At 39.3% G+C, this 13,815-nt stretch carries 7 protein-coding genes; all 7 read left to right on the top strand.

Annotated elements, in window-relative coordinates:
* Positions 1-8: 8 nt before the first annotated feature.
* The 7 genes from DWX84_RS11920 to DWX84_RS11890 all read left to right on the top strand — a co-directional run bounded on the left by DWX84_RS11920 (position 9) and on the right by DWX84_RS11890 (position 13,798).
* Entirely contained in the window at positions 9-2,381 is a 2,373-nt protein-coding gene (locus tag DWX84_RS11920) for a family 78 glycoside hydrolase catalytic domain (RefSeq protein WP_048927975.1), read from the top strand.
* The gene (locus DWX84_RS11915) at positions 2,378-5,512 is read left to right on the top strand and encodes a glycosyl hydrolase (protein ID WP_048927976.1); all 3,135 of its coding nucleotides are present in this window, start codon (positions 2,378-2,380) and stop codon (positions 5,510-5,512) included. Before DWX84_RS11920 ends, DWX84_RS11915 begins: the two co-directional genes overlap by 4 nt.
* Positions 5,513-5,633: 121 nt before the next feature.
* A complete protein-coding gene (locus DWX84_RS11910) occupies positions 5,634-6,206 on the top strand; it encodes an RNA polymerase sigma factor (protein ID WP_048927997.1) in 573 nt (190 codons plus the stop codon).
* A gap of 68 nt (positions 6,207-6,274) precedes the next feature.
* On the top strand, positions 6,275-7,285 hold the full coding sequence (locus tag DWX84_RS11905; protein ID WP_048927977.1) for a FecR family protein: 1,011 nt from the start codon (positions 6,275-6,277) through the stop codon (positions 7,283-7,285).
* Between the two features lie 282 nt (positions 7,286-7,567).
* Positions 7,568-10,744: a TonB-dependent receptor gene (locus DWX84_RS11900; protein ID WP_229103496.1), complete on the top strand. Its 3,177-nt coding sequence runs from the start codon at positions 7,568-7,570 to the stop codon at positions 10,742-10,744.
* 12 nt (positions 10,745-10,756) lie between these two features.
* Positions 10,757-12,346: a RagB/SusD family nutrient uptake outer membrane protein gene (locus DWX84_RS11895; protein WP_044546750.1), complete on the top strand. Its 1,590-nt coding sequence runs from the start codon at positions 10,757-10,759 to the stop codon at positions 12,344-12,346.
* Between the two features lie 111 nt (positions 12,347-12,457).
* Entirely contained in the window at positions 12,458-13,798 is a 1,341-nt protein-coding gene (locus DWX84_RS11890) for a glycoside hydrolase family 28 protein (RefSeq protein ID WP_005861413.1), read from the top strand.
* The last annotated feature ends 17 nt before the right edge of the window (positions 13,799-13,815 follow it).

Raw genomic sequence — 13,815 nt, 5'->3', positions numbered from 1 at the left:
ATTGTACAATGAAATATTTTATATTATCACTGATTTTGCTATGTTGTTCGGTATTTGTGAAAGGACAAAATCAATATAGTGCGGAACCATCTCCTGTATTGTTAAAAGAACGTTGGGAAGCAGAATGGATTACTTGTCCGGAAAGTTCGTTATATGATTACGGTGTTTATCACTTTAGGAAAACATTGACATTAAATAGTCGACTAGATTCTTTTATTATAAATATATCCGCAGATAATAGATATCGTTTGTTTGTAAATGGGAGGCCGGTTTGTTGGGGACCGGCAAGGGGGGATATTTATCACTGGTATTTTGATACGGTAGATATTGCGCCGTTGTTGAGACCCGGGAAAAATGTATTAGCTGTATTGGTTTGGAACTTTGGAAATTATACTCCGGGAGCACAGATGACTCTGAAGACTGGTTTGATTGTACAAGGAAACACTTCTTTGGAGGCACAAGCAAACACGGATAAATCTTGGAAAGTTTATCATGATCCTGCTTATTCTCCCTCTATAGAGTATTTACAAGATGTTGGATGCAGTGATATTTTAAATGCGTCATTATATCCATGGGGCTGGGAAAATTTGGATTATAATGATGCCGACTGGATAGAGGCTCGTACGATAGGCCGTGGACAACCTTATGGAATAGGTTCTGGATATGATTGGATACTATGCAAAAGAGATATTCCATTTATGGAAGAATCTTTATTACGCATGAACCGAATACGTAGGGCGGAAGGGATTGATTTGCCTTCTGATTTCTTAAAAGGTAAAGCGGAGCTTAAAGTCCCAGCAAATCAGAAGGTATCTCTTTTGATTGATCAGGATTTTTTGACAACGGCTTATCCTGAATTGATTGTTTCAGGGGGGAAGAATAGTCTAGTGAAGTTTACTTATAGTGAAGCTATGTTTAAGGACGGAGAAAAAGCGAACAGAAATGAGATTGATGGACGGGATGTCATAGGGTTTGTGGATAAATTTTATCCGGATGGGGGCTCGAATCGTCTTTTTCGTCCTTTATGGTTCAGGACTTATCGGTATATTAAACTAGATATCGAGACTAAGGATGAGCCTTTAGTTCTCCATGATTTGTATGGTATGTATACTGGATATCCATTTAAAGAAAATGCTTCTTTTGATTGCGATCAGGATTTTATGAAACAAATTTGGGACACTGGTTGGCGTACAGCACGTCTATGTGCACACGAAACTTATTTTGATTGTCCATATTATGAGCAGTTACAATATGTGGGAGATACACGTATTCAAGCTCTTATTTCTCTTTACGTAGATGGGGATGATCGTTTAATGCGAAAAGCAATTAAGATGTACGATTATTCTCGTTCTTATGAGGGAATTACGACAAGTCGTTATCCGAGCCGTGTTCCTCAATATATTCCACCATTTTCTTTATACTGGATTAATATGGTACATGATTATTGGATGTATCGTGATGATCCAGCTTTTGTGAGAAACTGTATTTCAGGGGTGAAAACAATACTGGAGTGGTTTGTGGATAAAGTGGATAAGGGAACAGGGATGCTAGGGGCTATTCCTCATTGGAATTTTGTGGATTGGCCAACTCAATGGCCATGGAGCAAAGATAAACCGACTGGTGGGGTTCCTCCGGGAGGAATGACTGGCGGCTCCTCTATCCTTACTTTGCAATTAGCTTATACATTAAAAGATGCTGTGGAGTTGCTGGATCATTTTGGTGAGAAAGATTTGGCCGTTCAATATGACTCATTACGGATTTCTTTATGTGAAAATACATGGAAGCATTGCTGGGTTGAAAAAAAGCAATTGTTATGTGATGATATATTGAAAACAAGTTATAGCCAACATGCTAACATAATGGGAATATTGTCTGATGCTGTTCCTGCTAAGTTCCAGCAAGACTTATTGACACGCTTAGATACGACTTCTTCTTTAATTCAAGCAACTTTCTATTATCGTTTTTATTTGTTTCGGGCTTTAAAGAAAGTGGGCTTGGCTGATCAATATGTATCTATGTTGAAACCTTGGCAAGATATGTTAGGTATGGGATTGACCACTTTTGCGGAGAATCCGGAACCTAGCCGTTCGGATTGCCATGCTTGGAGCGCAAGTCCTGTTTTTGATTTTCTAGCGACAATTTGTGGAGTGGAGCCGGCAGAAGCAGGTTTCCGTTCTGTAAAAATAGAGCCCCATTTAGGTTATTTGAATAGAGTAGAGGGAAAAATACCTCATCCATTAGGAAATATTTCTATAATGTTAGAAAGGGAAAATAAAGGCATTAATGGTAAAATTGTATTACCGGAAGGTTTGTCTGGTCGTTTCTTCTGGAATAAACAAACCCTAATTCTTCATTCTGGACAAAATCTGATAGATCTATGAATATGAAAATTAATTATTTGATAATATTAGGATTGTTCTATATACAAGATACGATGGGACAGTCGGATTTTGGATTGGCACCTATTCTGCGAATAGATGATAATACACTTATGGAGAAGTTTAAATCCCCACCGGGGGAAGCTCGGATGTCTTGTTATTGGTGGTGGATAAATAGTATGGCGACCAAAGAGTCTATAACAAGAGATCTTGAAGAAATGAAAGCTAAGGGATATGGTTCCGCTACATTAATTGATGCGGGAAGCTCTAGTTACGAGATCGCTACGAAAACAGCACATGGACCAGTATTTATGTCTCCTGATTGGATGGGTTTATATAAACATGCGGTACGAGAGGCTGATCGACTGGGGATAAGTTTGTGTGTCAATGTACAAAGTGGTTGGAATCCGGGAGGACCTTCCATAACCCCGGAACATGCATTGAAAAAGTTAACATATTCTGAGTGTAATATCAGCGGTGGAAAGATACTTCATATAAAATTAGCACTTCCAGAATCAAATCTTTTGTATCGTGATGTTTGTGTTCAAGCAGTGAAACAGTTGCCAGAAGGCACACCGATAAAGGATGAGGCAATTCCTTATTGGTCTGCTAAATCATTTAACTCAGGGCTTGGTTTCCAAGAAATATTCCCGCTAGATAAATTGAGGGAGGGATTCCTTTTTGACTCAAATGCAGAAGTAATAAAGAAAAGTGAAATTCTGGATTTGACAGATTCTTTTGATGGAGAAACTCTAAATTGGGATGCTCCAGAAGGTAATTGGACTATTATACGGTATGGCTGGACTTGTACGGGGGTGCGTACTTCGACAACAAGTGATGGGTGGGAAGGTCTATCGGTAGATCACTTAAGTGCGGAAGCTTTTGATGTATTCAGTAAAACTGTCATAGAACCATTGATTTATACGGCGAAAGAGGCCGGTAATAGTGTTCGTTTTCTTCAAACGGATAGCTGGGAGATGGGAGTCGTGAATTGGACAAATCGTTTCCCCGAAGAATTTAAGAAATATCGAGGATATGATATATTTCCTTATCTTCCGGTTATGACTGGTCGCATTGTAGAGAGTCCAGAACTTTCAAATCGTTTTTTACAAGACCTTCGAAGAACTGTGAGTGATTGTATCTATGAGAATCATTATATGTTATTCAAAGAGTTGGCTCATAAACATGGAATGATGATTGACCCGGAATCGGGAGGCCCTTGTTATACTCCTGTTGATGCGTTACAGATAATGAGTATTAGCGATATACCTCATGGTGAATATTGGGCACGATCTATTTCTCATGTTGCGTCTGAGGGAGCGAGACTATCAGTTAGACAAAGTGCTTGTGTAGCACATACGAATGGAAAGAGATTTGTGGAAGCTGAAGGACCAACGAGTATTGGCCCCCAATGGGAACGATCCCCTAAAGATTTAAAGGGAATTCTAGATCGAATTTTTTGTTCAGGGGTTAATCGTTTAGTTTGGCATGCGTTTGTTTCCTCTCCAAAAGAGTATGGCGTGCCCGGAAATGAATATTTTGCGGGAACACATTTAAATCCAAATGTAACTTGGTGGGAGCAGGCTGGAGATTTTGTAGATTATATAGATCGGTGTTCTTATTTGCTTCAACAAGGATTATTTGTGGCAGATGTTCTTTATTATACAGGAGATGATGTCCCTAATATGGTTTTTCTGAAAGAGGAGGTAGACAATCTAAATTTTGGGTATGACTGGGATAAATGCTCAAAAGATGTGATTTTAAATAGGCTTTCTTTTTCTGAAGGGAAAATACGTTTGCCGGATGGAATGTCGTATCAAGTATTAATATTACCTCCTCACAAGACAATTGATTTGGAAGTCTTAAGAAAAATAGAACAGTTGGTATTACAAGGTATGACTGTGATTGGTGAGCCTCCTCTTAGAACGAGTGGCCTAACCAATTATCCGGAGGGTGATAAAGAGTTGTATGAAATTCGGAATCGTATGTGGGGATGGCTAGATGGAGTAAATAGAACGGAACAAACCTATGGTAAAGGGCGTGTAATTTGGGGGCAAGATATAAATAATGTGCTAATGTCTATGTCGGTGAAGCCTGATTTATCATATACAAGCCGTCGATCGGGAACGTTATTGGATTATATTCATCGAAGAACAGAGGAACAAGATATTTATTTTGTAACAAATCGGTATGCTGTAAATGGCATTAATGATTATTTCTATCGGTATATGCCTTCTTTACCAGATCGTTATGAATTTGTGAATTGCAAATTTAGGGTAACAGGAAAGGTTCCTGAATTATGGAATCCACAAACAGGAGACATAAGGCCTGTTTTAAATTATTATGAAGAGAACGGAACTACGGTTATTCCTTTGCATTTTAATCCAGAAGGCTCTATTTTTGTAGTATTTAGGAATGCAGAGAAGACGAATAATCATATCGTGAAAGTGGAGCGTTGTAGTTCTGCAATATTCCCAGATGATTTAGAGGCTGGCCAATATCCTCCAATTGAATTTGAAACCAAAAAAGATAATATTGTCGCTAACATATATGATCCCGGGAATTATAAAATTTATTGGAATAATGGAAGTGTTTTATCTATAGGAAGCAGTGAGAAAATAGAGGAGTATGTCATAATGGGGAATTGGGTTGTACGCTTTGATTCTTGTTGGGGTAAAAGTGAACCTGTCATTTTCAATAAATTATATTCATGGACAGATTCAGAAGATCCGGAGATCCGTTATTTTTCAGGAAAAGCGATTTATGAAAATACATTTTATATAAAGACTGAACAGTTAAGGGATAAAAAGATGAAATTAGACTTAGGGAATGTTCAAGATCTAGCTGTGATTAAAGTTAATGATCATGTCTTCCCTGTTTCTTGGTCGGCTCCTTTTGAGGTTGATATCACTCCTTATGTAAAGGAAGGTCAAAATACTTTATCAATAGAGATTGTCAACTTATGGCCTAATCGCCTTATCGGAGATAGTAAATTGCCTAAACAAGAGAGAAGAACTAAAACGAATATCGTAAAGTTCGATGCTCCAGATTCTGAAAAATATTTACGAACGTCAGGGCTTTTGGGACCGGTAAAAATCAGGTCCTTCAAGCAAGTGAAAATTGAAGATTTATAGATCAATGAAAAATGAGGCTAAGCACCATTTGTAGTAGATAGAGGTTATTTCTTTTCAAGAGGAAATAACCTCTTCTTATTTTTTTATTTTATATTTGTTCGGTCAATATGTGCTAGAGGAGATGGATGTAGAACGGATATACCTAGAACGATTACGAAGCGGTTCATACAGAGACTTTACGAAACTGTATGAATCATACGCTTCACGCCTATATGCGTTCGCATTGCACTTGACTCATTCTGATGCTCTTGCAAAAGATATTGTACAAGAGACATTTATCAAAGTGTGGGTGCGGAGAGAACAAATTGATTTAGATATGTCTTTTAATGCTTTCCTATTTACGATGGCCAAGAACCAATTATTGAATGAGTTTCGTAGGCAGGCAAATAGTCCGCTTTTTTTGGAAGATGTTGTACTGAATGAGTCTGGAGATGGAGAGGAAACAGCGATTGAACGTAAATTATCTTTTGAGGAATTTAACCATAGACTGGAAATAGCGAAACAAAAGTTGACACCTCGCCAACGAGAACTGTTTGAGTTAAATAAGGAACAAGGTATAACTATAACAGAAATAGCGGCTAAAGCCTTAATTTCAGAACAATCTGTGCGTAACCAGTTATCGCAAGCCTTACATGTTTTAAGAAAGGAGCTCGGTAAGTATGCTTTGCTGTTCTCTCTTTTCTTTATCGGATAAATAAAATTGAAAAATAATATTATTATGTTTTATAACATCTAAAAAGGCATGTTATAAATTAACGGCTCATGTGTATACCTTATAAAAAGGATATTATGCAGGAATCACATACATATTATTTGCTCTCAAAGTACATGGATCATACGATCTCTACGGAAGAGTTGAAAACACTACGGCTTTTGGTTAATTTGTCTGATGATGATGAATTATCGCTGTCATTGTCTCATTTATGGGAAAATGGGCGACCCTTTGAAGAGATTGATGAGAGAATCATACGAGATATGTTCAGTGAGATTCAAAATCGAACGAGAAAAGAACGATTCGTTATGGTGTTTAGGAAACTGGCTCGTATCGCCGCAATACTATTAATACCTTTATTAAGTATATTGTCTGGTTATTTATATTTCAATCCAGTCGATCAGAAGGGTAGCATTGGCAATTTAGTGGTTCATGCCGATAGAGGGGAAAGATCGGGGGTGACTTTACCGGATGGAACACAAGTAAAACTAAATGCGGAATCGAGCTTAAGTTACACTCACGATTTCGGTCGAGAGCTTCGACAAGTTAATTTAGAGGGAGAGGCCTATTTTGAGGTGACTCGGAATGAGGATAAACCTTTCGTGGTACATACAAAATATCTGGATATAGAAGTGTTGGGCACAAGTTTTAATGTGTATTCGTATGAACGGGAGAATGTCATGGAAATGGCCTTGATATCGGGACGGATCAAGATACAGACTTGTTCAGAGCCTTCTCGTGTCGTTTATCTAAAACCGAATGAAAAAGCATTGTTCAATAAAGAATCGGGTATTATAACCGTGGAGAAAACAGATAATCGATTTGAAACGGCATGGTTAAGAGGAGATCTCGTTTTCCGATCAACGACATTAAGTGATGTCTTGGCTAAACTAGAGCGTAGATATGGCGTGAATATCCATTTGAATGATTCTTCTTTAGCGAATGACTTATTTACCGGAAATTTTGATAGTGAATATATCGTAGAGGTAATGGACCTTTTAGAGAGGCATTATGACTTTACATATGATGTACGAGGAGATGATATCTTTATACATCCTTGAGCGAGTGAAAATAAAAATGTACAACCTTAAATCAGTTCTTATGCGACAAGATTCTTCATAATAAAAACGGAACCGAAAAATGGTCGAGATTTTCCGGTTCCCCAATTAATACTCCATTTACGAGAATGGCGATTAGGCCATAAAACGGATTGTATCAATTTAAAAAAATAATATATGTTCAAAAGTAGAAAAAATCAATGTAGCTATATAATTTTTTTGGCTCTATTTCTGTTTTTTAATCCTATTTTGGTATTAGCTCAGACAGGAAGTGTCACTCTTTCCATGAAGAATGCTACATTAAAGCAATTTTTTGAGGCTGTAGAGAAGCAAACCACATATATATTCTCTTATCGGGATGCTATAGTGGAAGGAAAGAAGGAGGTAACTTTAAACGTGACGAATCAGCCGATTCAGCGTTTGTTGGATGATGTATTGCATCAAAGGGACTTGCAATATACGATGACAGGCCATTCAATTGTCGTAACTTTAAAGACTGCAGGTAAAGTAAAGCAGGTATCTGGTACTGTGGTGGATAGTAACGGCGAACCGATTATCGGAGCGAATGTTGTTGAGAAAGGGACTACGAATGGAACGGTAACGGATATCTCGGGAAATTTCTCATTAAATATAGATGATACCGGTATTTTACAGATCTCGTATATTGGGTTTAATACTCAAGATGTAGCAGTGAACGGAAAATCAAGTTTAATGATAAACTTGAAGGAAGATACTCAAAAACTGGATGAGGTAGTCGTTGTTGGTTATGGCGTGCAGAAGAAGTCGAATGTAACGGGATCTGTGGCTTCTATTAAGACGGATGATTTTAATGATTTAAATATGGATGTGTCGCATGTTATTCAAGGACGTGTGGCTGGTGTCAATGTTTCCAATGGGAACATTATCATTCGTGGAGCGGCTTCTATCAATGGCGCGGATCCGTTGTGGATCGTGGATGGAGTGCCGGGTAGCGCTCCTAATTTTAATGATATAGAATCTATCGAGATCTTGAAGGATGCGGCTTCTACTGCTATTTATGGTGCCCGGGGAGCAGGTGGTGTGATCCTTGTTACCACTAAAAAAGGAAAGATAGGGAAACTTTCTATTAATGCGAGAGTAAGCTTTGGAATAGAGACTCCGATCGATTTGCCGGATATGCTGCATACCGCAGACTTTATTGACCGGAAACTGGCGGCAGGCTTCCCTAATAATCCCAATTCCGGCTGGGATAATCCCGCTTCGCTACCAGATACAGACTGGGAAAATCTGGTTTGGCGTAATGCTTTTAGGCAAAACTATTTTTTACAGATGACAGGTGGTAATGAGAAAACTACATTTAATATGTCTGCGGAGTTCTACAAGAATCAGTTTATCGAACGTTATTCATTTGAGGATGCGGGTAATTTTCGTGTGGCTAGCCAGACAAATATAAGTAAACGTGTGAAATTTTCTGAGATCCTGACTGTTGGTTTTAATAATACGGATCCCCATTTGTATGGGCAGACGAATAATGATTATGTTTATTACCGCCAAGTTCCTACGATGGTGCCTTATGATAATACCAACGAAGCTGGTGGAGGTTGGGGGAAACATCCGGCAGGTGGTTACTACGAGGGACCTAATCATGTGGCTACACTAATGTCGCATCATGCGAATGAACGTAGGTTTTGGGCCCGGGCAAATGCGATTTTGGATTGGGAGATTATCAATGATTTAAAATTCCAAGCGAATTTCTCTGCCAATTTTGACTCCCATGCGAATAATTTGTTCTTAGAATCATGGAATTTGGGATCTTTGTCTCAACAGGATTATTACTCGAAAGATTATGGCTCCGGTTATGATTTACGTATGTTATATACATTGACTTATGATCATACTTTTGGGGAGAAACACTATGTAAAAGGTATGGTTGGCTACGAGGCTTATCGGGCGACGGCTTCTTCGGCAGGTGGTTGGAAAAACGGCTTCTTGGTTCAGCCTTCGGATGATATTAGTTTAGGTACGGGAGATAAAGATGTATCCGGAACGAAAACGGAAGGTCGTAGTTTATCCCAGTTCGCTCGTGTAAACTATGCTTATGATGACAGGTATTTGCTAGAGGCTAGTATTCGTCGGGATGGTTATGATAACTTTGGTCCAGAGAATCGGTTTGGTGTGTTTCCTTCGGCTTCTGTTGGTTGGAATGTGGGAAAAGAGAGCTTTGTAAAGGATAATATAACATGGATGTCTCAATTAAAACTGAGAGGAAGTTATGGTAAAATTGGTAACAATACAATTCCTCAATTCTTGTATGAACCTTCTTTTACGAATAATTATCTATATTATTCATATGATGGGCAAAATACGCAGAGAGGATTCTGGTATTCAAATGTTGCGAATGCTACGATTAAATGGGAAGACGTGGCCCAATGGAATATAGGTGTTGACGCAAGTTTTCTGGATAATCGCTTGAATACGACAATCGAGTATTATGATAAGAAAACTTCCGATATGCTGTATTCAGTAGGTGTGCCACCTTCTGCCGGGCCTTCTTCGGAACCATTTAGCGAGACCTCTTCTTATCGGGCTAATATCGGAAAGATAAGCAATAGAGGTTTCGAATGGATGGTTCAATGGAGGGATTCCTATAAAGATTTCAGGTATGACGTGGCTTTTACGTTGTCTACCAACAAGAACAAAGTGGTAAAGTTAAGTGACCAAGTGAATCCGATCATTTGGGCTGGAAGCGATGCGGCTTTGAATAGTTCTATTTATCGTACGGAAAATGGACAACCGATGGGACAGATGTATGGATATGTCGTGGATGGTATTATTCAAGACCAAGCGGAAATCGATGCCTTAAACGCTCAATCTCCGGATGGATTGTACCAACAAGCAGGTACGGCTCCGGGTGATTTGAAATATAAGGATTTAAATGGAGACGGAAAGGTGACGAATGAGGATAAGACATATATCGGTAATCCTTGGCCGGATTTGATGTATGGATTGAATATAAATTTGTCATGGAAAGGCTTTGATTTAAGTATGGGCTGGTTAGGAAACGCAGGTGTTGATGTCTTTAATAGCGCTAAGCTTTATGAAAGAAGTTTCTATGGCGACTATAATACGACTTATAAGGTATATGAGGCGTGGAGTCCGACGAACCGGGCTACTTCACATCCTCGAGTAACGAAAGAGGATCCGAATGGAAACTTCAAGAATGTCTCCTCTTATTTTGTGGAGGATGGTTCTTTCTTTAAATTGAAGAATTTACATTTCGGCTATAATTTACCGAAATCAATACTTTCTCATTTGAAGATAGAAGGTTTGAAGTTTTATATTAACTGCGATAATTTATTTATTATCACAAAGTTCCAAGGAGATCCTGAATTGGGTGGTGGATATTTGGAACGAAATATGTATTCTGTGAAACGGGCTCCCTCCACCCGCACCATTATGGGCGGTTTAAGTTTAACCCTCTAAATTAATAGGAAGATGAAGAAATTAGTTATATTATTAGCTGCTGCGTTAACTTTTAATAGTTGTTCGGATAGTTTTCTGGATTTATCAAATCCCAGTGCGTTATCTCCAAGTGTCTACCCTAAATCTATGGCGGATATGGAGACTATCGTAACTTCAGTTTATGCGAATATGGTCGCTGTGCCTTTGTATGGAAAAAGGGTTATGGCGAAAGGGACATTCTGTGTGGATCATACGGTAGATATGGCTTGGACTGGTGACGCCAACTGGAACCAGTTGGCGACCAATCAAGTGACTTCTGATAATGCTTACATTGGGACGTTATGGATTGGTTATTATAAAATGATTTCTTGTGCGAATACCGTATTGGAGCAATTGGAAAGAATCGACAAGGAGAAGTTTACAGATGCGGATTTAGTAAGGCTTTCGCAGATGAAGGGAGAAGCTTTGTTTTGGAGAGGTTGGGCACACCAACAGTTAGTAGCGTTTTTTGGAGAGGGATATCCTTGCAACGGGGAGGGCGATAGAAAAGGTGTACCAGTTCGTTTACAGGTAGCATCGACTCCGGATATGCTAAATATAGAACGTAGCACGGTGGCCGAGGTTTACGATCAGATCTTGAAAGATTATGAGGCAGCCAAACTTTTGCTACCTGCCGTATGGGAAGAGCGGGCGGACTATCCACGTCCAACCTCTGTTGCCGTTACTAGTTACATCGGGCAAGCGAATTTGTATATGGGTAATTATGATGCGGCAAAGAAAGCGTTGAAAGAGGTTATTGATTCTTCCGGAAAAGAATTGCTCCCTTTCAATGAATATGCGAAGATGTTTAATGAGGATCAGGAGAAATTTAATAGAGAATCGATCTTAGAGATTAATTTCCGTAATGGGGACACTTCCGGATATTTTTGGTATGGAGAAGGTTCTCAATATGGATTGATCGCTGCCTTATGTTTCCAGAACGCAAGTGGAGATGTTGAGGCGGCCGGTTGGGGTAATATTTTCTTTCATGATGCGAATATTAAACGTTTTAATGGAGATCCTCGTTTGGATATCGCCGCTTTGCGTCCGGGAACTCCTGTTATTATGAATGGACAGCAGACGCAGGTTCTGAAATATAAGGATACGGAGGCTGACATTCAAGGTTGGAGCATGCGAAAATACAATCCGTTGAAAAGTACGGTGAATGAGTTGAATTTAGGGGTTGGTATTAATATGTATTTGATGCGTTTGGCGGATGTATATTTGATGTATGCGGAAGCTTGTCAGGCTACGGGAGATGAGGTAAATGCCCGGAACTATATGAATCTGGTAAGAAGAAGAGCTTATAATGGAGATAGTTCCCATGATATAACGGCTAGTGGAGAAGATTTGAGAGATGCGATTCGGGAGGAACGTTTCATGGAGTTCTGCGGTGAGGGCGTACAACATTGGCAAGATGTTTGCCGCTGGAAGGTCTTGGATGAGGAGATTAGCCGTTGGTATGGAAAGACACGTGTTGGTAATCCGCATTATGATGCGAAAGATTTGTATTTCCCGATACCCAAGGTTGAAATGGAGAATAATCCGAATATGACACAAAGCATAGGTTACGAGAACGAGTAGATATAACTTGTTGAAAAGTTCATCAAAGAAAAGGAATAGGATGGTTCTCTTGGGATCGCTAATCCTATTCTTTTTTTATTCCTTTATGATCATATTAAATCTTATTGAATAATGAAGATGATAGATGTATCGAAAGTAAGAGTCTTTCGGGGGAGTCTCTTTGTATTGCTTATGCTCTTTATGCGGATAGGTTGGGCCTCAAATGATGATAGCACCTATAATATCGTGGATTTTGGAGCTAAAGGAGATGGAATAACAGACAATACCCAGTTCATCAACAGGACAATAGAAGCTTGTTCCTTGAGAGGGGGAGGAACGGTTATCATTCCGGAGGGAACGTTTTTGACAGGAAGTATTCTGCTGAAAAGTAAAGTAAACTTATTTTTAGAAAGTAATGCCGTAGTGAAAGGCATAAATAATCTGGAAAAGTACCGTTCTATATCCGATCTTAATCAAGATGAGGCTTATTATAAAGTAAAACCCCGGAATTGGAACAAGGCATTGCTTTTAGGAGATCAAGTTGAAGGTGTGTCAATTACAGGAGAGGGGGTAATCGATGGTGCCCATATTCAAGATAAAAAAGGTGAAGAAGGGATGAGAGGCCCTCATATTCTCTTTTTGTCGAGATCGAAAGGGATTAAGATATCGGGAGTTAAACTACGAAGAGCGTCGAACTATGCTTTTATGAGTTATGATATTGAAAGGGCTTCTTTCGATAATCTTTTAGTGGAGGAAGGATGGGATGGGATTCATATTCGTGGCGGAAAAGATATCCGTATCCGAAATTGCCGTTTTTATACGGGTGATGATGCTGTTGCGGGTGGGCTATGGAAGAATATGGTAATAGAGAATTGCTATATGAACTCATCGTGCAATGGGATAAGGTTGATAATGCCGGCTACTGGTTTAAAGATCGTTGATTGTGAATTTAGAGGTCCGGGAAAATATCCACATCGGACTTCCGGTGAACAAAAACGTAGGAATATGCTTTCTGGGATATTGCTCCAACCGGGCGCATGGTTCCCTGCGTTTGGGGAAGTAAAGGATATATTGATATCTAGCTGTTCTTTTGATCAATTGGATAATCCGTTTCTAGTCACATTGAATGAGGGGAACCGGGGAGAGCGGATCTGTCTGGAGCATATAAGAGGTACACGTTTAATGAAAGCGGCCGCCTCGGTAGAGAGTTGGGGAGATAGTAGTTTGAAAGATGTCCGGCTTTCGGATGTTTCCTTATCGTATGTTGGAAACAAAGATCAAGAAATAGTAGGACGTACTCCCTCGAAGCCATTGACCGATTATCGTGCGCTCCCTTGCTGGGGGCTTTACCTTCATAATTTAGATCGAGTGATTTTACGGAATGTTCGGTTAGATTGTGAGAATGGGAAAGTTGGCCCAGCCTCTTGTTTCGATAATGTGGGGTCCGTGGAGATTTATAATGTAAGTTTTTAATCTTAAAAAGAATTAGT

The sequence above is a fragment of the Parabacteroides sp. AF21-43 genome (genome assembly GCF_003635435.1).
Classification (GTDB): domain Bacteria; phylum Bacteroidota; class Bacteroidia; order Bacteroidales; family Tannerellaceae; genus Parabacteroides; species Parabacteroides distasonis.
The sequence above is the reverse complement of the archived record's forward strand: the minus strand, read 5'-3'. Positions and strand labels throughout refer to the sequence as shown.